The sequence below is a fragment of the Kribbella sp. NPDC054772 genome, from assembly GCF_053611945.1.
In genome coordinates this window covers 1-20,222 of sequence record NZ_JBSHBJ010000045.1, presented here as the reverse complement: position 1 = coordinate 20,222, position 20,222 = coordinate 1, and the positions used below count along the sequence as shown (strand labels likewise).

The 20,222-nt window shown below is 67.3% G+C and carries 21 protein-coding genes and 1 tRNA gene; 14 read left to right on the top strand and 8 right to left on the bottom strand.

Going from position 1 to position 20,222, the window contains the following annotated elements; translation table 11 throughout:
• Positions 1-4: 4 nt before the first annotated feature.
• Positions 5-1,528, bottom strand: coding sequence for an aldehyde dehydrogenase (adh, locus tag ACWGID_RS38400; protein WP_452204288.1), 1,524 nt, complete (start codon positions 1,526-1,528; stop codon positions 5-7).
• Between the two features lie 96 nt (positions 1,529-1,624).
• Between adh and ACWGID_RS38395 the strand changes: the two genes are divergently transcribed.
• On the top strand, positions 1,625-3,076 hold the full coding sequence (locus tag ACWGID_RS38395) for a GAF domain-containing protein (RefSeq protein ID WP_452204287.1): 1,452 nt from the start codon (positions 1,625-1,627) through the stop codon (positions 3,074-3,076).
• 55 nt (positions 3,077-3,131) lie between these two features.
• Here the strand turns inward: ACWGID_RS38395 and ACWGID_RS38390 are convergent, their stop codons facing one another.
• Positions 3,132-3,659 (bottom strand): hypothetical protein, encoded by a 528-nt coding sequence (locus ACWGID_RS38390; protein WP_452204286.1) that lies wholly within the window; start codon positions 3,657-3,659, stop codon positions 3,132-3,134.
• Between the two features lie 165 nt (positions 3,660-3,824).
• On the opposite strand from ACWGID_RS38390, the gene ACWGID_RS38385 reads away from it, so the two are divergent.
• From ACWGID_RS38385 to ACWGID_RS38365, 5 genes are all read left to right on the top strand, one after another.
• On the top strand, positions 3,825-5,042 hold the full coding sequence (locus ACWGID_RS38385; RefSeq protein ID WP_452204285.1) for a DUF4097 family beta strand repeat-containing protein: 1,218 nt from the start codon (positions 3,825-3,827) through the stop codon (positions 5,040-5,042).
• Positions 5,043-5,120: 78 nt separating this feature from the next.
• Entirely contained in the window at positions 5,121-7,274 is a 2,154-nt protein-coding gene (locus ACWGID_RS38380; protein ID WP_452204284.1) for a (Fe-S)-binding protein, read from the top strand.
• A gap of 86 nt (positions 7,275-7,360) precedes the next feature.
• Positions 7,361-8,149 (top strand): hypothetical protein, encoded by a 789-nt coding sequence (locus tag ACWGID_RS38375; protein ID WP_452204283.1) that lies wholly within the window; start codon positions 7,361-7,363, stop codon positions 8,147-8,149.
• A gap of 97 nt (positions 8,150-8,246) precedes the next feature.
• A complete protein-coding gene (locus ACWGID_RS38370; protein WP_452204282.1) occupies positions 8,247-9,818 on the top strand; it encodes an alkaline phosphatase D family protein in 1,572 nt (523 codons plus the stop codon).
• A complete protein-coding gene (locus ACWGID_RS38365) occupies positions 9,815-10,666 on the top strand; it encodes a galactose-binding domain-containing protein (protein ID WP_452204281.1) in 852 nt (283 codons plus the stop codon). The genes ACWGID_RS38370 and ACWGID_RS38365 overlap by 4 nt, the downstream gene beginning before the upstream one ends.
• Here ACWGID_RS38365 and ACWGID_RS38360 read toward each other — a convergent pair.
• The 3 genes from ACWGID_RS38360 to ACWGID_RS38350 all read right to left on the bottom strand — a co-directional run bounded on the left by ACWGID_RS38360 (position 10,654) and on the right by ACWGID_RS38350 (position 12,126).
• A complete protein-coding gene (locus ACWGID_RS38360; protein ID WP_452204280.1) occupies positions 10,654-11,244 on the bottom strand; it encodes a hypothetical protein in 591 nt (196 codons plus the stop codon). The two genes, ACWGID_RS38365 and ACWGID_RS38360, sit on opposite strands and share 13 nt — an antisense overlap.
• 179 nt (positions 11,245-11,423) lie before the next feature.
• Positions 11,424-11,876: a hypothetical protein gene (locus ACWGID_RS38355; protein ID WP_452204279.1), complete on the bottom strand. Its 453-nt coding sequence runs from the start codon at positions 11,874-11,876 to the stop codon at positions 11,424-11,426.
• Positions 11,877-11,973: 97 nt separating this feature from the next.
• Entirely contained in the window at positions 11,974-12,126 is a 153-nt protein-coding gene (locus ACWGID_RS38350; RefSeq protein WP_452204278.1) for a hypothetical protein, read from the bottom strand.
• A 281-nt stretch (positions 12,127-12,407) separates the two neighbouring features.
• Between ACWGID_RS38350 and ACWGID_RS38345 the strand changes: the two genes are divergently transcribed.
• Positions 12,408-13,796 (top strand): helix-turn-helix domain-containing protein, encoded by a 1,389-nt coding sequence (locus tag ACWGID_RS38345; protein WP_452204277.1) that lies wholly within the window; start codon positions 12,408-12,410, stop codon positions 13,794-13,796.
• 384 nt (positions 13,797-14,180) lie between these two features.
• Here the strand turns inward: ACWGID_RS38345 and ACWGID_RS38340 are convergent, their stop codons facing one another.
• Complete coding sequence (locus ACWGID_RS38340; RefSeq protein WP_452204276.1) at positions 14,181-14,837, bottom strand: TMEM175 family protein; 657 nt, start codon at positions 14,835-14,837, stop codon at positions 14,181-14,183.
• 52 nt (positions 14,838-14,889) lie between these two features.
• Positions 14,890-15,408, bottom strand: coding sequence for a DUF1269 domain-containing protein (locus ACWGID_RS38335; RefSeq protein WP_405068941.1), 519 nt, complete (start codon positions 15,406-15,408; stop codon positions 14,890-14,892).
• 88 nt (positions 15,409-15,496) lie between these two features.
• Here ACWGID_RS38335 and ACWGID_RS38330 point away from each other — a divergent pair, with 88 nt between their 5' ends.
• The 5 genes from ACWGID_RS38330 to ACWGID_RS38310 all read left to right on the top strand — a co-directional run bounded on the left by ACWGID_RS38330 (position 15,497) and on the right by ACWGID_RS38310 (position 18,412).
• Complete coding sequence (locus ACWGID_RS38330; RefSeq protein ID WP_452204275.1) at positions 15,497-15,682, top strand: hypothetical protein; 186 nt, start codon at positions 15,497-15,499, stop codon at positions 15,680-15,682.
• Positions 15,679-16,986: a DUF3631 domain-containing protein gene (locus ACWGID_RS38325; RefSeq protein ID WP_452204274.1), complete on the top strand. Its 1,308-nt coding sequence runs from the start codon at positions 15,679-15,681 to the stop codon at positions 16,984-16,986. Before ACWGID_RS38330 ends, ACWGID_RS38325 begins: the two co-directional genes overlap by 4 nt.
• A gap of 49 nt (positions 16,987-17,035) precedes the next feature.
• Positions 17,036-17,272 carry a helix-turn-helix domain-containing protein gene (locus tag ACWGID_RS38320; protein WP_452204273.1) on the top strand — a complete coding sequence of 79 codons (237 nt, stop codon included), beginning with the start codon at positions 17,036-17,038 and terminating at the stop codon, positions 17,270-17,272.
• A complete protein-coding gene (locus ACWGID_RS38315; protein ID WP_452204316.1) occupies positions 17,197-17,787 on the top strand; it encodes a tyrosine-type recombinase/integrase in 591 nt (196 codons plus the stop codon). Before ACWGID_RS38320 ends, ACWGID_RS38315 begins: the two co-directional genes overlap by 76 nt.
• A 244-nt stretch (positions 17,788-18,031) precedes the next feature.
• On the top strand, positions 18,032-18,412 hold the full coding sequence (locus ACWGID_RS38310; protein WP_452204272.1) for a tyrosine-type recombinase/integrase: 381 nt from the start codon (positions 18,032-18,034) through the stop codon (positions 18,410-18,412).
• 80 nt (positions 18,413-18,492) lie between these two features.
• Here the strand turns inward: ACWGID_RS38310 and ACWGID_RS38305 are convergent.
• Positions 18,493-18,566, bottom strand: a tRNA-Gly gene (locus ACWGID_RS38305).
• 356 nt (positions 18,567-18,922) lie between these two features.
• Here ACWGID_RS38305 and ACWGID_RS38300 point away from each other — a divergent pair.
• Positions 18,923-19,363 carry a MarR family winged helix-turn-helix transcriptional regulator gene (locus ACWGID_RS38300; protein WP_387769313.1) on the top strand — a complete coding sequence of 147 codons (441 nt, stop codon included), beginning with the start codon at positions 18,923-18,925 and terminating at the stop codon, positions 19,361-19,363.
• Positions 19,364-19,528: 165 nt separating this feature from the next.
• Positions 19,529-20,104: a dCTP deaminase gene (gene dcd / locus ACWGID_RS38295; protein WP_452204271.1), complete on the top strand. Its 576-nt coding sequence runs from the start codon at positions 19,529-19,531 to the stop codon at positions 20,102-20,104.
• Positions 20,105-20,222 lie beyond the last annotated feature (118 nt).

Below are 20,222 nucleotides of genomic sequence, written 5' to 3'. Positions count from 1 at the left end.
CGGATCAGAAGAACCCGAGCTTCGAAGGGCTGTAGCTGACCAGCAGGTTCTTGGTCTGCTGGTAGTGGTCGAGCATCATCTTGTGGTTCTCCCGGCCGATGCCCGAGTTCTTGTAGCCGCCGAACGCCGCGTGCGCGGGGTACGCGTGGTAGTTGTTCGTCCAGACCCGGCCGGCCTGGATCTCCCGCCCGGCTCGGTACGCCGTATTGATGTCGCGCGACCAGACGCCCGCGCCCAGACCGTAGAGCGTGTCGTTGGCGATCTTCATCGCGTCGGCGTAGTCGTCGAACTTCGTCACCGCGACGACCGGACCGAAGATCTCCTCCTGGAAGATCCGCATCTTGTTGTCGCCCTCGAAGATGGTCGGCTGGATGTAGTACCCACCGGCCAGGTCGCCGCCGAGCTCGGCCTTGCCGCCGCCGGTGACCACCCGGGCGCCCTCTTCCTTGCCGATCCCGATGTAGGCGAGGATCTTCTCGTACTGGTCGTTGCTGGCCTGCGCGCCCATCATCGTGTCGGTGTCCAGCGGGTTGCCGAGCTTGACGGCCTGGGTGCGCGCGGTCGCGTCGGCGAGGAACCCGTCGTAGATCGACGACTGGATCAGCGCGCGGGACGGGCAGGTGCAGACCTCGCCCTGGTTCAGCGCGAACATCGTGAAGCCCTCGAGCGCCTTGTCGTAGAAGTCGTCCTTCGACGAGGCGACGTCGGCGAAGAACACGTTCGGGCTCTTGCCGCCGAGCTCCAGGGTGACCGGGATGATGTTCTCCGACGCGTACTGCATGATCAGCCGGCCGGTCGTGGTCTCACCAGTGAACGCGACCTTGGCCACTCTGTTGCTGGAGGCAAGCGGTTTGCCGGCCTCGACGCCGAACCCGTTGACGATGTTCACCACGCCCGGCGGGAGCAGGTCCTGAATGAGTTCCATCAGCACGTGGATGGAGGCCGGGGTCTGCTCGGCCGGCTTCAGTACGACGGCGTTGCCGGCCGCGAGCGCAGGCGCCAGCTTCCAGACCGCCATCAGGATCGGGAAGTTCCACGGGATGATCTGCCCGACCACGCCGAGCGGCTCGTGGAAGTGGTAGGCGATCGTGTCGTCGTCGATCACCGATACCGAGCCCTCCTGGGCCCGCAGCGCACCGGCGAAGTACCGGAAGTGGTCGATCGCGAGCGGCATGTCGGCGACCAGCGTCTCGCGGACCGCCTTGCCGTTGTCCCAGCTCTCGGCGACCGCGAGCAGTTCGAGGTTGGCCTCGATCCGGTCCGCGATCTTGTTCAGGATGTTGGCCCGCTCGGCCGGTGACGTCCGCCCCCAGCCCGGCGCCGCACCGTGCGCGGCGTCCAGCGCGGCCTCGACGTCCTCCGACGTCCCGCGGGCGATCTCGGTGAAGTTCTCGCCCGTGACCGGGGTCGGGTTCTCGAAGTATCCGCCCTTGACCGGCGGCACCCATTCACCACCGATGTAGTGCTCGTAGCGCGATTTGAACGCGACCGGGCTGCCATCCTGCCCGGGAGCTGCGAAGATCGTCATAGGTCCTCCTTGACACCGCGACGTTGGACCCGAAGCTAGTAAGCCGGACGTTGCACGAACGTTGCACACTGCAGATGCGGCTCGAAGTGAGGCGTCATGGACCAACCGGAGCGGGCTCGCCGACTGAGCGAGTTGTACGACGAGGTGCTCGGCGGCGGCCGCGTGCCGGGCGCGCCACGTCCGCTCGTCGCCGCGTCCTGGGAGCGCTCACTCGCCGCCGCGGTCGATCCCGAACTCGACCAGCCGCCGGTCGTGGTCGACGACGAGATCCTCGCGGCGCTGCGCGACAACCATCCGTTGCAGGCGGTCCTTCCGGTGCTCCGGCAGACGCTGACCACGATCGCCGACGAGGCGTCGCACATCATGATCATCACCGACGCGCGCGGAACGATCCTGTGGCGCGAGGGCGCGTCGGACGTGAAACGCCAGGCGGACCGGATCGCGTTGTCGGAGGGCGCGGTGTGGTCCGAGGACCAGATCGGCACCAACGGGATGGGTACGGCGCTCGCGGTCGGTGAACCTGTGCAGATCTATTCCGCCGAACACCTGGTCCGCCGGATCCACGAATGGACCTGTGCCGCCGCGCCGGTGCACGATCCCGACACCGGCAAGCTGCTCGGTGCGGTCGACGTCTCCGGACCGTTGCGGACCGTCCATCCCGCGATGGTCGCGCTGGTGACCGCGGCGGCGCAGCTCGCCGAGGGACAGCTGAAGGTCCGGATGGCCGCGGCCGACGAGATGCTGCGCGCCCGCAACATGCGGCACCTGATGGCGCTCGGCGACGCGCCCGGCGCACTGCTCACCCCGACCGGCCGGGTGCTCGCGGTCCAGCCCCTCGAATGGTTGCCCGACCGCCTCGTCGTACCAGAGGGTGCCGACCGCATCGATCTCGGCGACGGCCGCGAAGGATTGGTCGAGCGACTCGACGAGGGCTACCTGCTCCGCATGCCCGGTACGCCGGTCCGCCGTTCGCGACCGTCGTTGCGCCTGAAGCTCCTCGGCTCCGGTCAGCCGATCGCGGTCGTCGGCGGCCGCGAGATCGCGCTGACGCTGCGGCGGGCCGAAGTACTCGCGCTGTTGTTACTGCATCCGTCGGGGCTGACCGCCGAGCAGCTGATGCTTCAGCTGTACGGCGACGAGGGCAACCCGACCACGGTCCGCGCGGAGATGCACCGGCTGCGGAACCTGCTCGGTGGCGGCGTCCTCGACACCAAGCCGTACCGGATCATCGCGGACGTGACCAGCGACGTGACCGACGTACAGACTGCGCTCCGCGACGGCGACCTGCAGAAGTCTCTGACGGCGTACGGGGGTCCGCTGCTCGCGCGCTCGGACGCACCCGCGCTCCGGGCCGAACGCGACGAACTGGACGCGACGTTGCGCCGCGCGGCCCTCGATGCCCGCAGCGCCGACGCGCTGTGGACGTTCGCGCAGACGTCGACCGGCGCCGAGGACCTGGAGATCTTCGAGTCGCTCGAGGCCTTCTTGCCGGCCGACGACCCGCGGCACGCCGCGGTCGCCGCCCGACTGAACCGCCTCGTCGACTAACCCCTCACTCGCGCCCGACCAGGATCCACGACCACCCACCCTCCGCCTTTGTTCCTTACTCCCGCCCCACCAGGATCCACATGTAGTCGTTGTTCTTGGTGGGGAAGGTGGCGGTCTTGTTGCTGAGTTCCTTGGTCGCGCTGCAGTCCGACTTCGTGTACTTCCAGCGCACCACCTGAACGCGCCACGACTGCTTGAGCTGATGCAGCCGCCGGACCTTGTTGGCCGGGACCTCGGCCGTGTACGACCAGCTGTCGGTGACAGAGTGGGACTTGCCCACGGTCTTCGCGTACTTGTTCTGGATCTCCGCGATCACCAACGGGATGCTCACCCCGAGATCACCGGTCCAGGACGAGTTCGACTCCGACGTCGCCGTCTTCTGGTACGTGATCCGCCCGGGCCCCTCCATCCAGTCGCTGTAGAGGTTGGTCCCGACGTACACCTCGTGGCCGCCCTTGGCGTACCAGTTCACCTCGTTGGTGTCGCATTTCTTGGCCGCGGCCGGCGCCGCAGTCGCGACAGCCGGGACGACCAGACCGGTCGTGAGCAGCAGGCCGGCAGCGATTCCTCGACGAACACGCATGACTCTCTCCCACTGAAACCGATTGACAGGTACTGCGTTTGCAGTGGTTGGAAACTTACGGATTGGTCTAGTACGGCCGCAACGAGTTGTCCGTAACGCTCTGTGTCGATTCCTTCACGACGAGATCTCACTCATCGTGACCTCCCGTCCCCCTACCCTCGGCGAATGGCCGAAAGAGAACGCACCGCCGACACCGAAGGCCCGGTCACGCTGAAGGTCGGGCTGCGCGACCGGAACGGAACCGTCCAGGTCAGGGTCGACCCGACCTGCACGCACCCGTCGGTCCGGATCCTCACCGCCGATGCGACCGGTGTGTCGGCCGACGCGATCGCCGAGGCGAAGCTGCATTGGGACGAGGACGACCGGCAGTTGACGGTGGACCTCGAGACGCCGGGCGTCGATCCGCGCTCGGGGTCGGCGGTCGATGTCGAGGCAGTGGTGCGGCCGGGCAGCACGCTGGACATCGCCACGCACGGCGCGAACGTCGTGGCGACCGGGCCGCGCGGGCTCGCTGCCGCGACGGTCAAGACGACGTACGGTTCGATCACCATCGACGAGGCCACCAACGTGCAGGCCGAGACCGTCGGCGGATCGGTGCGGGTCAGCTACGCGGACAAGGTTGTCGTCCGGAACCAGACCCCGTTCGACGGCAACGACCACGTCGTCATCGGCCGGGCCGCCGACATCGAGGTGGAGGCGACGGGCAGCCGCGTCCGGATCGGCGATGCCACCCGCAACCTGGTGGTCAAGACCGGCGAAGGCCACATCGACATCGAGAACCTCTCGGCGGACACCAGTCAGGTGCGCACCGACAGCGGGACCATCACGGCCTGGGTCACGGGTGGGGAGAGGCACCAGTTCAACTCTGGCACCGGCCTGGCGAACGTCTCGATCGAGAACCCCGCGCCGGTTGACGTTCAGGTCCGGATCAGCGACCTCCGCGGCGTGATCAAGCCCCAGATGTCCGAGGAATTCGCGGAACGGCTCCGGAACGCCAACGAAGGCCCCGCCCAGACGAGCGACCGCGCCGCAGCTGCGGCCGGAGCAGCCGCTGCAGCGGGTACGAGCGGTCCCGCCGCGGGTGTCGGCGCTGCAGCCGGCACCGCGGCGGGTGCGGGCGCTGCGGCTGGTGCCGGTGCCGCAGCGGGTGCTGCGGCAGGCGGCGCTGAGGCGGCGGCTGGCGGGTCTGCCGCAGGCGGCGCTGGGGCGGCTGGCGGCGGGGCTGCGGCTGGCGGGGCTGCGGCTGGCGCGGCGGCTGCGGCGGCGGCTGGGCCGGCGTCGTCGCTCGCGGCCGGAGCGGCCGGAGCGGTCACCGCTCCAGAGGCCGCAGCAAAAGCGGGTGTCTACAAGGCGCCGCGCGATCGTGGCGGCCACGGTCGCTGACCGGGTGATGTGGAACACGCGGGTGACGATCGCCGCATGGACATGACTCGCGAGTAACCAACCAATAACATCGCTGGTATGCAGATCCTCGCCATCGTCGTCTCGCTCGCGGTGACGCTCGTCGCTGTCGCACTGTTCGGCAGGACGATCGGGTACATCGTGTCTGTGATCAAGCTCGGGCAGCCGGCCGGCCGAACGGACAAACCGGGCAGCCGGACCGTCACGCTGGTCAAGGAGAGTCTCGGCCACACCCGGATGCTGCAGTGGAGCCACATCGGGGTGATGCACTGGTTCGTGGCGTTCGGGTTCATCGGGCTGTTCCTCACCCTGGTGACCGCGTTCGGGCAGCTGTTCGACCCGCATTGGGCGCTGCCGGTGATCGGCCACTGGTTCGTGTTCGAGTGGGTCAGCGAGGCACTCACCTGGACCGGCCTGATCTCGATCGTCGGCCTGATGATCTACCGGCTGATGCACCTGCCGAAGGGCGACCACCCGCGTTCGTCGCGGTTCTACGGCTCGACGTCCTGGCAGGCGTACTACGTCGAGTACACGATCCTCGGCGTACTGATCTGCATCCTGTTGCTGCGCGGGCTCGAGTACGAGCTCAGTGGCGCGTCGAAGTTCCACTTCCCGACGACGTTCTTCATCGGCACCGGCCTGTTCGGCGGACTGAGCGAGCAGGGCCTGGAGAACGCGGTCTACCTGGTCGCGATGATCAAGATCCTGATCTCGTTCGCGTGGATGATCACGATCTCGCTGAACGCCACGATGGGCGTCGCCTGGCATCGGTTCACCGCCTGGCCGAACATCTGGTTCAAGCGCGAGGCCGACGGCGGTACCGCGCTGGGCGCGCTGCAGCCGATCATGGTCAACGGCGCCCCGATCGACTTCGAGAACATCGAGGAGCTCGACGAGGACGCCGCGCTGGGCGTCGGCAAGGTCGAGGACTTCACCTGGAAGGGCCTGCTCGACTTCACCACCTGCACCGAGTGCGGGCGGTGCCAGTCGCAGTGCCCGGCGTGGAACACCGACAAGCCGTTGTCGCCGAAGCTGATCATGATGGGCCTGCGCGAGCACGCCTACGCGAAGGCGCCGTACCTGCTGGCCGCTGACGACGACGCGCGCAAGTCGCTGCCCGAGCTGGTCCTCGCCGAGCAGGACAAACCGTTGGTCGGCCCCGCGGATGTCGCGGTGATCGACGAAGAGGCACTGTGGGCGTGTACGTCGTGTGGCGCGTGCGTACAGCAGTGCCCGGTCGACATCGAGCACGTCGACGCGATCATGGACATGCGCCGGTACCAGGTGCTGATCGAGTCGTCGTTCCCGTCCGAGCTCAACGGGCTGTTCAAGGGCCTGGAGAACAAGGGCAACCCGTGGAACATGAACCCGTCCGGCCGGATGGACTGGGCCAAGGACCTGCCGTTCGAGGTCAAGCAGGTCGGCACCGACGTCGAGTCGCTGGACGAGGTCGACTACCTGTTCTGGGTCGGCTGCGCCGGCGCGTTCGAGGACCGCGCGAAGAAGACCACGCAGGCGGTCGCCGAACTGCTGAACATCGCCGGCGTCTCGTTCGCCGTCCTGGGTGACGGTGAGACCTGCACCGGTGACCCGGCCCGCCGGTCCGGCAACGAGTTCGTCTTCCAGCAGCTCGCGATGCAGAACGCCGAGGTCTTCAAGGAGACCAAGGTCCGCAAGGTCGTCTCCACTTGCGCGCACTGCTTCAACACGCTGAAGAACGAGTACTCCCAGCTGGGCGTCGAGCTCGACGTCATCCACCACACCCAGTTGCTGAACCGCCTGGTCCGCGACGGCAAGCTGACCCCGGTCGCCCCGGCCGACAGCTCGCTCAACGGCCAGAAGATCACGTACCACGACCCGTGCTACCTCGGCCGCCACAACCAGGTGTACGACGCCCCGCGCGAACTGCTCGACATCATCCCGGGCGCGGAGTACGCCGAGATGCCGCGGAACCAGACCAAGTCGTTCTGCTGCGGCGCGGGTGGCGCGCGGATGTGGATGGAGGAGAAGGTCGGCACCCGGATCAACCTGAACCGGACCACCGAGGCGGTCGAGACCGGCGCCGACAAGATCGCCACCGGCTGCCCGTTCTGCCGGGTGATGCTGTCCGACGGGCTGACCGCGAAGCAGGCCGACGGCTCGGCCCGCGAAGAGGTCGAGGTCCAGGACATCTCCCAACTGCTCCTCGCCTCTGTAAAGCGCGCGGAAAGCTGACCTGCAACTAGGTGCAAAACTCTTCCTCCCCAGGCGGTCCAGACCATAAGATCCTCCGGCTGCATCACCTGGGGAGGAACAACAGCATGAAGCTCCGCGCCGCGATCGCCACTGTCGCCGCCGTACCACTCGCTCTCGGGCTGGCCGCCTGCAACCACGAGGCAAAGCCCACCGGCTACCGCCCGTCGGCACCAGCTGAGGTCACTGACTCGAAGCCCACCACGGCCGCGCCGCTCAAGCAGGCTCCGGCCGCGCACCTGAACCGGATCTCGTTCGTCCCGGCGATGAACACCGCCCTCACCAAGCAGAAGTCCTGGCGGATCACCGGCACGATGTCGGCCAACGGCAGCACCGTGATGACGATGGACGGCGTACAGACCGCGAAGCCGCTCGCGATGTCGGTGCGCGCCACCGGCGCGGCGCTCGGTGGGCAGCAGGCGCACATCCTGCTCGTCGGCAAGACGCTCTACGTGTCGGCGCCCGGGTTCTCACCGACCGGCAAGTACAAGAAGGTCGGCGGCGCGGACGCGATGCAGATCCGGTCGCTGGTCGACAGCGGCGACCCGACGAAGCTCTTCTCCTCGTTCAGCTCCGCGCTGGTCGGCGTGAGATACACCGGCACGCAGACGATCGCCGGCAAGAAGCTCGAGCGGTACGTCGTCACCGTCAACACCGCCAAGGCCCTGAAGACAGCCGGTACGGCGGTCCCCGCGGGCGCACCGGAGACGGTGTCCTACGAGCTCCTACTGGACGCCCAGCACCTGGTCCGCCAGGTGCGGTTCGAGGACCTGGGGATCTCGATGAAGCTGTCGATGACCGACTACAACAAGCCGGTGCGCATCACCGCGCCGCCGGCGAGCAAGATCGCCAAGTAGACCGATATCGGTCATTTTCCCACCACCTCGTGTGAACTTCTCGTAATCTCCCGTTACAGATGTGATCACCTCGGGATGATCGGGTGGGTGGATGCCGATGCGGAGTACACGACGCAACTTCCTCACCGTCAGCGGAGCAGCGGCGGCGCTCGCGTTGACCGGAGGTCTTCCGGAGATCAGATCCGCGGCCGCGGGATGGACGGGCCGGCCCGACCGGCGGGACCCGTTCACCCTCGGCGTCGCGTCCGGCGATCCGTTGCCGGACGCGGTGGTGATCTGGACACGGCTGGCCCCTGACCCACTCGCGCCGTTCGGTGGGATGGATCGGCGACCGGTCGAGGTGCAGTGGCAGGTCGCCGAGGACGAGCAGTTCCGCCGGGTGGTGCGCCACGGGACCGCGCGGACCGGACCCGAGGCGAGTCACTCGGTCCACGTCGACGTCCGCGGACTACAGCCGTGGCGGCACTACTGGTACCGCTTCCGCGTCGACGGGCAGCTCAGCCCGGTCGGTCGCACCAAGACCGCACCGGCGGCCGACGCGGTGGTGCCCGAACTGTCGCTGGCCTTCGCTTCCTGCCAGGCGTGGTGGGAGGGCTGGTACACGGCGTACGCCGACATGGCCGCGCGCGAGCACGACGTGGTGTTCTTCCTCGGCGACTACATCTACGAGTTCGGGATCGACCGCGGCATCCGGCCGCACTCGAACGAGCCGTACATCACCCAGCAGACCGTGACGCTGGACGAGTACCGGCAGCGCTACGCGGCGTACAAGCTGGACCCGGATCTCCAGAACGCCCACGCTCGGGCGCCGTGGGTCGTCACGCTCGACGATCACGAGGTGGTCGACAACTGGGCCGACGAGGCCCACCCGAGCGCGCCACCGGCCCAGTTCCTGGTACGCCGGGCCAACGCGTTCCGCGCGTACTGGGAACACATGCCACTGCGGCTCGCGCAACTGCCGAAGGGGCCGGACATGCAGCTCTACCGGCGGATCAGGTACGGGCGGCTGGCCGAGTTCAGCGTGCTCGACACGCGTCAGTACCGGTCGGACCAGGCGTACGGCGACGGCACGAAGGCGCCGGGTCCGGAGACCGCCGACCCGGCGCGGACGATCACCGGCGACGCCCAGGAGAAGTGGCTGCTCGATGGCTGGTCCGCCTCGCAGACCCGGTGGAACGTGCTGGCGCACCAGACCGCGATCGCCCGGCTGGACACCAAGGACGGCCCGGAGGTGCTGGTCCCGATGGACACCTGGGACGGGTACGAGGCGTCCCGGAACCGGATTCTCGGTGGCGCCGCGCAACGGAAGGTTCGCAACCTGGTGTCGATCGCCGGCGATCTGCACCGCAGCGTGGCCTCGGACCTCAAACTCGACTTCACCGACCCGGCGTCGGAAACCGTCGGCGCCGAGTTCGTCGGTACGTCGATCACGTCCGGGATCGACGGCGAGGACCTGGACGCCGGCGGCGCGACACTGCTGCGCGAGAACCCGCACATGAAGTTCGGCAACTTCCAGCGCGGCTACGTCAGCTGCAGCATCACGCCGCAGCGCTGGACCTCCGACTACCGCGTCGTCGACAAGGTGTCCGTCCAAGGCGGCACCGTCAGCACCCGCGCCAAACTCCTCGTCGAGGACGGCCGCCCCGGCATCTCGGAGGTACAGCGATGAGGATCCCCCGGCAGACCGTCGTCGCCGCCGGCACGCTCCTGGCGGCCGCCCTGCTCGGCTCCAGTTCGATGCCAAAGGCAACCTCCGACGTGACGGTCGGCGTCACCCCGGAGCAACTGAGCGTGGTCGGGCTCCCGTGCTTCCCCGGCACCTTGAACCTGACCATGACCAACACCGGCAGCCAGGACCGGTACGCCGACCTGACGCTCGACCCGAGCGGTCCGCTGCAACTGTCCCGCACTCTGTTCTCGTCCTGGCTGCCCGCGGTCGCCCCGGACCAGCCGGTGACCGCCCCGGTCGAGGTCCGGGTCCCGCGGGACGCCAAGCCCGGTACGTACCGGATCGGCGTCGAGGTCGACCGGACCCGCGTGAACGTGCCGGTCACCGTCACCCCACTGCCGGCGAAGGGTGCCGGTGACGACCTCGCCCTCGGTGAACAGGCGACGGCATCCTCGACGCACGGCAACTTCGCCCTCTGCGGCGCCGTCGACGGCGACAAGGACCCCGAGCACTGGGACACCCTGACCGGCTGGAACGACGGCACCCGGGCCGCCTTCCCCGACACGTACGACGTCGCACTCTCCGCGCCCGCCACGCTGAACCGGGTGGAGCTCTACACGCTGGACTCCGCGAAGTACCCGGCTCGGGTCAACGGGCTGAAGGACTGGGACATCCAGGTCCGGGTCGGCGGCAGTTGGCAGACCGTCGCGCAGGTCCGCGGCAACACCGTGGGGCACGTCACGTCGACGTTCGCCCCCGTGAAAGCCGACGCCGTACGGGTCCTCTGCCTCGATGGCAACGACCACACCTACTCCCGCATCGTCGAACTCGAGGTCTACGGAAGCTGACCGCTCAGAACTCGGCGTACTCGGCGCAGACCGGGAGTTTCAGGCGTAGCAGGGCGCCGGTCCGGCACGGCGGCCATGGCCTTGGCTCGAGAGACGCCGAGCGTCGTGGCCAGGTGGGCCGCCGCGGCGTTGGTCGCGAACGGCGCGTCCGCCCCCTTGTCCTTGTGGCCGCGCTTGCCGTCCGGTCCGGCCTTGTGGTCCTTGCCGCCGCGAGTGCGCCCGGGCTCGAGTAACACCGGTTCGACGACGGACCTGACCTTCGAGACAGGCAGCCCCAGGTTGGCCGCGACCGCCGCGGCGAATGCCTGTGGCGTGACGTTGGCCGAGCCCTCCAGCGACCTCTTGGCCGCGACGAATGCTGCTTCGAGCCGGCTTGCCGACACCCCGAGCTTCGCCGCCATCGCGGCGAATTCGGCCTTCCGGCCCGGCTTCGGCTTTCCCTCCGCCTTGGCGGCGGCAGCGGCTTTCGCGCCGCCGGTCTTCGGATCGGAGCCGGTCGTCGCCGCCGACGCCGTACCCGTCGCGACCAGTGCCGCGAGCGATACCGAGGCCACGGCCAGCTGTAGGCGTTTCATCATCGTGAGTCCTTTCGTCCCCTGGGTGCGCCGGGCGGATACCGGCGCTGTGGGGACCAGACAAACAACGCGGCCTCAGGTGTGGTTTCAGCCGGCTTTAGAGCTTCCTTAGAAGCCCACGCTCTCCGTGGCGAGCGAGCGGTTGACCCGGGCAACAGTTGCCGCCTGGGTCAACCGTTTGATCATCCGAGTGCCGCGAGCACGGCGATCAGCAAGGTCACGGCGACGATTGCCCCGACCATGCCGAAGAGCGCGCCGATCCCCTTCCGCTTCACCTGGCTGTGGCCGATGCTTCCGGAGGTGAACTGGTGGAACGGCGACGCGTAGAACACCGGTACCGCCTGGTTCGGCTGCACCGTGCAGTCGAGCGCTGCCTTGCCGTAGACGCGAATCCACTGCGAGTGGATGTCGATGTGCAGCGGTCCGGCAGGTACCGGAATGTCGTTCCGCCCGTATTTGACCGGCACCGGGTAGCCGTTCAGGTGCACCGTCGGCGGAATCATGTTGGACGTCATCGCGCTGCCCTGGATGGTCAGGTGCAGCATCCCCATCGGACCCGGCGGCTGGAACTGCTGCTGCGGCTGAAACTGCGCCGGCTGAAACTCGGGCGGCGGCGGCTGCTGCGGGTAGCTCATGCCGCCAAACGATAGAGCGTGCCAGGGCTATGGAGCGGGTGACGGGAATCGAACCCGCACTGTCAGCTTGGGAACAGAATTGTCACCACCGGACGGCTCACGCGCAGCGCCACACCCACTGGATCGACGCCGCGAGCATGAAGGCGCTCGCGACAACTCCTGTCGGTCGCAACTTCGTCAAGTACGAGATGCCGGTCCAGAAGGACAAGAAGTCGGCGTGACGCTCGACCCGGAGCAGGCCCTGGGGCACCTTCCCCAGGGTCTGCGCGACGAACTGTTGAGACCTGACCAGCCTACGGGCGCAGCTCCCTGCGAATCTGGGCTGCGAGGTTTCATACGTCGATGCGCGTGATGATCGCGGCGGAGCGCGCGGTCGCGAGCCGGTCAACCTACTCGGCTGCTGCCCAGATGCCTCCGTCAAACCCTCGTCTTAGCCGCGTCGCCAGGGCGAGTAGCGGTTGAGGAGGCGGCGGATGTTGCGGCGCATCAGTCGTCCAACCACTCTGCGCCGGTCTCATCGCGGTGGTAACCATGGTGGCGACCGAGGATGCAGCTCCGGCCGCTCGTGGGGTTCTTCCCATCGCAGTCAATGTCCTGTGCAGCCCGCAGGATTGGCCACCCTGCGGTGTCTCTCTCGGGTCCCCGCGTTGTTTCGGTCATGTCCAGATCTTCATCGACGCGGCCCCTCGGATCGATCATTCCCGCGTATCCCTCAGCATCGGGAGACAGGGATACAGAGCGTGGGTGACACTGGGGTTTATGTCGTTCGGGAGCCGCCTCCAGGAGTACCGCGACCATCGCGGGTGGTCGCTTGGTGACCTGGCACGAGCAACGCACGTCAGCCGGTCCTACCTCTCGAACATCGAGAACGGCCGGAAGCCCGCGACCGAAGAGGTCGCGCGAGCATGTGACTCGGCCCTGCGCGCGAAGGGCGAACTGATTGCTGCGGCCCGCCAGGACGCGACAGCGAAGCTCAACGAGACGCCCTGGCAGACGGCCGAACTGGTCTCACGCTTGCAGTCCTCGGATACGACGCCGAACACGATCGAGGCGCTTCATTCGACGGTTGAGGAGCTGTGCTGTCAGTACAACCGGCGCGATGCACTGGAACTGCGTCAGGAGGCTCACGAGTGGCTGCAGTACGTCGGTAGCCTCTTACGCCATCCCGTTGGGCTGAGGGCGCATACGGATCTCCTGGTGGCCGGCGGTTGGCTTGCGTTGCTCGCGGGGTGTGTTGAGTACGACCTCGGGATGGGCACGGCGGCGGAGTCCACGCGTGTAGCGGCCGCACAGCTCGGTGCGGAGGCCGGACATCCGGAGATCGTTGGATGGGGTCAAGAGATGACCGCCTGGTTCGCGCTCACACAAGGCCGGTTCCGGCATGCAGTCGAGGCTTCGAGGCGCGGGCAGGCTGTTGCTGAGGGCACCAGTGTTCAGGTGCAGCTCCTCGCCCAGGAGGCCAAGGCGCGGGCACGGCTTGGTGAGTCGGGTCTGTCGACGCTGCTGGAGTCCGGCCGTGATCTGCTCGCGGTACTGCCTTACCCGGATCGGCCGGACAACCATTTCAAGGTGGATCCCGCGAAGTGGGATTACTACTCGATGGACATTCACCGCATGGCCGAGGACAACGTCCAGGCCGGTGAGTACGCGACGTCTGTCATTCGCGACAACATCGCGCCTGACGGCACCGAGCTGAGCCCGATGCGGGTGTCCGAGTGCAGGCTGACACTGGCGTTCGTCGCCGGGCGGGAGGGCGACTTGGAGCAAGCCGTTGACCTTGGCGTCGAGGGGCTGAAGGACGGCCGCCAGAGCAAGGTGCATCTGCGGATGATCGCGAGCGAGCTGGACCAAGAGTTGCGGCAGCGATTCCCGGGCGAAGGCGCAGTGACTGGCTTGCAGGAAACGCTCCGAGCTGTCTGAGCCGACGCCCTGCGGACTCCATTCGTTACGTGGCCCACTATCGAGCGCTTGTTTAGTTGGCGGCGATCCGGCTTGCCGCGATCGAGACAGCGCGTTGGAGGTCATGTTGGGCGGGTCACGGGCACGCGGTCCGTTTCCGCGCCCGGACAGAGACGAACCCCGCAGCTCGGAAACCAGCTCCTGACCTGCGGGGTTCTGCAGTGAGCGGGTGACGGGAATCGAACCCGCACTGTCAGCTTGGGAACAGAGTTGTCAGCCGTAGTCGGCTCAGCCTGACGGGCGGCGAGTGGCTCGCCCGGTCCGAATTATCCGCTGTTGACCGGTGGTTCACGCCGTGGTTCGGTGGTCGGCGTCGGATCGTTCGTCACGTCCGGTGAGCGGTGCTCATTGGGGAGTGCTATGACGTCTGCGCAGCACTCGTGCGGCCTCCCGGAACGGCACCACGAGGTACACCGCGATACCGAAGTAGATCGCCACCGCCAGGATCGGCAGGGCGAGGCCGATGAGGATCGCGATCGCGTACGCGATGACGCCCCGGAGGGACTTTCGCCGTGGGCTGCGCAGTTCCTCGCCCGCTTTGACCGCGTAGAGGTGCTCGCGCCGGGCGTAGGCGTCCAGGCCGGAACCTAGCAGGCTGATGGTCAGGAGGGTGAGCCCGTACATGGTGACGTACACGCGTTCACTGTTCATGTCGTCGTCCCGCAGCGCGTCTGCGATGAGCCCGGTCGGGAACGGCAGGAAGACCACCGCGAGCAGGAGGAGCAGGTTGAACCGCAGGAACAACTGATCGGTCCCGCTGAGCCGGTCGGTCATGGCGGTGTGCAGGAGCCAGGCGGCCCCGATGGTCAGGAAGCTGACGAGATAGGCCAGGTAGCCGGGCCAGCCGCGTAGCACCTGCTCCAGAGGCGTGCCCGGCGGACGGACGGCGAGATCCAGTACCAGCAGTGTGGCGGCGAAACCGAAGACGCCGTCGCTGAATCCTTCCATCCGGCCCTTGTCGAGAACCCGGGGCCTCCGCGGGGCGTCTGGTTCAGCTGGCACGGCACCGTCTCCTCAGCGTCTGCGGGTGCTCCCCCTGCCGGTGTGGTCCGGATCAGGACTCCGCGGCCTCGATGACCTTCTCGTCGCCCTCGTTGACGGCCTTGACGACGGCGTCGTAGTCGCCCTTGTCGATGGCCTTGCTGACCTTCTTGGTCGCCTTGCCGACGGCCTTGTCGACACGGTCGAGGTAGAGGTCGTCGACGACCGCGGCGATCGCCGAGGAACCGGCAGGCAGCCACTCCTCCGCGTCCACACCGATTGACTTCTCCGCGTGACGCTTGGCGATGGCCCCTGCACCGGCACCGATCCCGGCGCCGACCACACCGGCAAGCAACAGGGGCGGGGCGAACAATCCGACCACGAGCCCTCCGACCGCGCCCAGGGTCGTACCGGCGGCGACGTAGCCGCCGCCGTGCTCCTTGACCTCCACCTGGCCCGAGGAGTCACGTGAGAGGACCACCGCGGCCATGACGACGGTGTCGTCCAGCTCCTTGATGGTCGTGAAGTCCGCTTGTGCGGAGGCTTCGTCGTCGTACGCGGCGACGAACAGCGTGTAGTTGCGATCTGCCACGATGGGTGCCCCCTGTTCAGGTCGTGGCCGCCCGGCCACCTACAGCCAGCGTCACCTCGCCCGGTCGCGCCGGCATCATCTCCCAAAGGTGATTTCGACCCGCACCGTTGATCCGCAGCCCCCGCGGGTTGCCCGGATGGTCGCGGCCGGTGCGATCACCCACGCCGACGCGATCGCCGCACTGACCGATGTGGGGCAGCAAGCCGAGCAGACCGCCCGCGACATTCGAGCCGCCATCACTGGTGGCTTCCGTGACGAAGGGATCGCCGCATGATCACCCCGACCGACACCACGCCCAAGCCGATCGACGGTGCCGAGCTGCTGGCCGACGTCGGCGCCACCATCGCCCGCTACGTCGTCTTGCCGAGCACGTCCGCCGCGATCGCGGTCGTGCTGTGGATCGCCGCCGCGCACGCCGTACCGGCCTGGAACTGCGCGCTCCGGCTGGTCATCCGGGCACCCGAACGACGCTGCGGAAAGTCCCGGCTGCTCGACATGGTGGAAGGGATGAGCCACCGGCCGTTGATGACCGTCAACGCCAGCCCGTCAGCGGTCTACCGATCCATCGGTATCGCGCCGAGCGATCCGCCGACGTTGCTGATCGATGAGGCCGACACGATCTTTGGCCCCAAGGCCGGGGAGAACGAAGACCTGCGCGGCCTGCTCAACGCCGGTCACCAGCGCGGCCGCCCAGCATTGCGGTACGACGCTGGCAGCCGGTCGGTGGAGAAGATCGCCACGTTCGCGATGGCCGCCCTGGCAGGGATCGGGGCGATGCCGGACACGATCGAGGACCGGGCTGCCGTGATCCGAATGCGCCGCCGCGCACCCGTCGAGAAGGTCGCACCGTACCGCGTCGGCCGCGACGGTCCCGAGCTGGACGAGCTGCGGCAGCGGCTCAACCAGTGGCTCACCGGCCACATCAAGACGCTGCGCGCCGCGACCCCGGACATGCCGCTCGAAGATCGCGCGGCTGACACCTGGGAGCCGATGATCGCCGTTGCCGACCTGGCAAGCGGGCAGTGGCCCCGCGCCGCCAGGAAGGCCGCCGTAGCGCTCACCAGCGACCGTGACGCGGGCGACGAGGGATCGATTCCGACTCGGCTGCTGGCCGACTGCCGGACCGCGTTCCAAGACGCCGACGCGCTGCCGACACAGATCCTGCTCGACCGGCTCCGCAGCGACGCCGAAGCGCCCTGGGCAGCGATGGGCGCGGCCCGACTCACCGCGATGCGGATGGGCGACCTGCTGCGCGAGTTCGAGATCCGCAGCGACACCATCCGGTTCCCGACCGGGCAGGCCAAGGGCTACCACCGCAGCGATTTCACCGACGCATGGAACCGCTACTGCCCCGAGCCAAAACCCTCCGGTGGGGAAGCCGAACCAGCCGTACCAGCCTCGTTATCGCAGATCAGCCCCAACGAGGCTTCCACCCCTGGTACGACTCAAGCCGTACCAACCGCCCAAGCCTCCTCGACCCTGACCAGGCAAAACGAGGCTGGTACGGCTGGTACGCCTAGGGTCCCGAGGACTGTTCCGGATCTTGCCGAGGATAACGACCGCGCCGACTGCGCATGAGCAGACGCAACCAACTGACAGCTCCAATACCTCCCCGAGGAGAACGACGTTGACCACCCCAACGAGTGACAGTGACCGGCTGCTCGACGTACAGGAGGCAGCGGTCATGCTCGGCACCTTCAACACCAGCGGAGTCCGCTGTCCCCGCCGTCTGATCTCCGAGCGCCGCATCCGGTTCGTGCGCATCGGCCGGATGGTGCGAATCCCCGAATCCGCGATCCGCGAGCTGATCGAACAGAACACTGTCGAGCCGATCCGTGTAGCTCTCGAAAGGAACGCCGCCTGACGGCCAAGAGGCGATTTGGACGTGTCCGCAAGCTGCCGTCCGGCCGGTTCCAGGCGCGGTATCCCGGCCCGGACGGAATCGACTGGCCAGCTCCGAACACATTCGCGAGCAAGACGGATGCTGCTCGGTGGCTGACGCTGAGGGAAGCCGAGCTGGCTCAAGACGAGTGGATCGATCCGGCCGCAGGCGAGAGACCGCTCGGAGACTACGCACAGAAGTGGATCCGAGAGCGACCCGGCCTCCGGTCGAAGACGCTCGTTCTTTACAGCGGTCTACTGCGGAACCACATTGCCCCGACGCTGGGCACCAAGCCGCTCCGTGAGCTCACCGCGCCAATGCTGCGGGGCTGGCGGCAATCAGCACTGGACGGCGGCCTTGGACCAGTTACAGCCGCCAAGGCGTACCGGCTGCTGCGGTCGATTCTTTCGACCGCAGTCGAAGACGACTCATCAAAACCAACCCGTGCTACATCAAGGGAGCTGCTGTGGAGCGCAGTCCGGAGCGACCGGTGCTGACCGCTTCCGAGGTCTACAAGCTGGCGGACGCGATGCACCCGAGGTTTCGCGCCCTGATTCTGGTAGCGGCATTGGGCAGCCTCCGCTGGGGCGAGCTGGCAGCGCTGCAGCGGCGACATGTCGATCTGGTCAATGGGGTGCTGAGGATTCGCCAGGCCGCCGTCGAGCTGCCGACCGGTGAACTGCAGATCAGTCCACCAAAGACGGCGGCCGGCCGCCGTCTTTGTACCTCCCGGAGATCGTCATGCAGGACCTGCGCGTGCACTTCGACATCTATGTCAAACGAACGCCTGAAGCATGCGTTTTCATCGGAGGAAAGGGTGCACAGTTGCGTCGGTCAACGTTCCAGCGGAACTGGAGGAAGGGACTCAACGGAGCATGTCTAACCGGACGGGTCCACTTCCACGACCTGCGACACACCGGCAACACCTGGGCAGCCGAGTCCGGCGCGACCCTGCGGGAACTGATGGAGCGCATGGGTCACGCCAGCAGCAGGGCAGCTCTCATCTATCTGCACACCAACGACGGACGGCACAAGGGCGTAGCCAAGGCGATGTCAGAACTCGTCGCTCAAGGTCTGCGGGACGACCCGGACGACGATCTCCCGGTGGCATCGGGCACGTAACGGGCACGGCGGGGGCAACCGGTCACTGAGATGGCGAAACCCCAGGTCAGAAAGTTGCCTTTGACCTGGGGTTTTTGATCTGGAGCGGGTGACGGGAATCGAACCCGCACTGTCAGCTTGGGAAGCTGATGTTCTGCCATTGAACTACACCCGCGTGGTGCCGGTCTCCCGGCAGCGGAGACGAGCATAGCCGATTCGGGGGCGGACAACCACGCCGGGTCCGCGCGCCGGACCGGTCCGGCGCCGCCGCTCGCCGGCCGATGTTTGCTGCGGCGTCAACGGGATACCCCTGGAGTTGGTGCCGAACGCATCGAAAAGCACGCTGCGGGCGGTTTGCCAGGGGGGTTCTTGGGCAGTTTCTGACAAAGGACGCGTTCAGGGCTGGGCAGGTTCGTCATCTTCTGGCAGATTAGAACGTGTTGCCGGGGGCAACAATGGACGCAACGTGAGGATGCGGTCCTGGAACGGACCGGACAAGATGGTTGCGGGGCAACTATGAAGGGGTGAACGGTGGCAACAGACACAAGTGACGCGGTGGACAACCTGGAGAAGGAGCTCGTCACATTGGCGCGGCGGCTGCGTGGTCTGCAGCGGACGCTGTCCGACGAGGCGCATCCGGATCTGGAGCCGGCACAGTACGCGTTGCTGAACCACGTGGAAGAGCTGGCGCCGGTGCGGATGGCCGACCTGGTGGCAGCGCTCGAGGTGGACAAGGGTCCGGTCAGCCGGGCCTGCGCGCGACTGGAGGAGGAGGGTCTGCTGAAGCGGGCGGCCGACAAGTCGGACGCGCGTGCGACCCTGCTGACGCTGACGGCGGCCGGCAAGCGCAAGCTGACGGCGGCCCGGAAGAAGCGGCACAAGGTGATCGAGGACCTGCTCAAGGACTGGTCCCCGACGCAGGTGAAGACCTTCGCCGCCCAGGTGTCGAAGTTCAACAAGCTGGCCAACTGAGGTTAGTTGCCTCAGGCCCACGGTCTGGTGGTGCGGTCTCCGCCGGAGAGCTGAGGGCTCCGGACGATTCACCACCAGTCACCGGGTACGGACCTGTGGCCCATGAGGACGTCCTGCGCGCCTCGTGAACTGTGCGGATGAGCAGCACGCTGCTAACGTGCGACCGTGCTGCTCTCCGACCGCGACATCCTGGCCGAGATCGACGCGAAACGGGTCCAGCTGGATCCGTTCGATGCTGCGATGGTGCAGCCGTCGAGTGTCGACGTACGGCTGGACCGGTTCTTCCGGGTTTTCGAGAACCACAAGTACCCGCACATCGACCCGGCCGAGGAACAGCCGGACCTGACCCGGCAGGTGGAGCCGGAGGGTGACGAGCCGTTCATCCTGCATCCCGGTGAGTTCGTCCTGGGATCGACGTACGAGCAGGTCACGCTGCCTGACGACGTCGCGGCGCGGCTCGAGGGCAAGTCGTCGCTGGGCCGGCTGGGGCTGCTGACGCACTCCACCGCGGGCTTCATCGACCCCGGCTTCTCGGGGCACGTCACGCTCGAGCTGTCGAACGTCGCGACGCTGCCGATCAAGCTCTGGCCGGGGATGAAGATCGGCCAGCTCTGCTTCTTCCGGCTCTCCTCGCCGGCCGAGCACCCGTACGGCTCGGACAAGTACGGCTCCCGCTACCAGGGCCAGCGCGGCCCGACGCCGTCGCGTTCCTTCAAGAACTTCCACCGCACCGACGTCTGACCAACGAAAAAGGCCCCGGGAGAAGGCGGTTTCAAGGGGTCGTCGCAACACCGCCTTGGGTTCTAGGTGGTGAGTAGATCACGCAAACGCTCGGCTGGGGTGTCCCAGTCGAGCGTTT

Bases quoted from the DNA above. Each gene is read 5' to 3' on its own strand.
- adh (WP_452204288.1), bottom strand. From the start codon at position 1,528: ATGACGATCTTCGCAGCTCCCGGGCAGGATGGCAGCCCGGTCGCGTTC.
- ACWGID_RS38360 (WP_452204280.1), bottom strand. From the start codon at position 11,244: ATGATGAAACGCCTACAGCTGGCCGTGGCCTCGGTATCGCTCGCGGCA.
- ACWGID_RS38345 (WP_452204277.1), top strand. From the start codon at position 12,408: ATGGTGGCGACCGAGGATGCAGCTCCGGCCGCTCGTGGGGTTCTTCCC.
- ACWGID_RS38390 (WP_452204286.1), bottom strand. From the start codon at position 3,659: ATGCGTGTTCGTCGAGGAATCGCTGCCGGCCTGCTGCTCACGACCGGT.
- ACWGID_RS38375 (WP_452204283.1), top strand. From the start codon at position 7,361: ATGAAGCTCCGCGCCGCGATCGCCACTGTCGCCGCCGTACCACTCGCT.
- ACWGID_RS38365 (WP_452204281.1), top strand. From the start codon at position 9,815: ATGAGGATCCCCCGGCAGACCGTCGTCGCCGCCGGCACGCTCCTGGCG.
- ACWGID_RS38380 (WP_452204284.1), top strand. From the start codon at position 5,121: ATGCAGATCCTCGCCATCGTCGTCTCGCTCGCGGTGACGCTCGTCGCT.
- ACWGID_RS38325 (WP_452204274.1), top strand. From the start codon at position 15,679: ATGATCACCCCGACCGACACCACGCCCAAGCCGATCGACGGTGCCGAG.
- ACWGID_RS38310 (WP_452204272.1), top strand. From the start codon at position 18,032: ATGCAGGACCTGCGCGTGCACTTCGACATCTATGTCAAACGAACGCCT.
- ACWGID_RS38355 (WP_452204279.1), bottom strand. From the start codon at position 11,876: ATGAGCTACCCGCAGCAGCCGCCGCCGCCCGAGTTTCAGCCGGCGCAG.
- ACWGID_RS38395 (WP_452204287.1), top strand. From the start codon at position 1,625: ATGGACCAACCGGAGCGGGCTCGCCGACTGAGCGAGTTGTACGACGAG.
- ACWGID_RS38370 (WP_452204282.1), top strand. From the start codon at position 8,247: ATGCGGAGTACACGACGCAACTTCCTCACCGTCAGCGGAGCAGCGGCG.
- ACWGID_RS38385 (WP_452204285.1), top strand. From the start codon at position 3,825: ATGGCCGAAAGAGAACGCACCGCCGACACCGAAGGCCCGGTCACGCTG.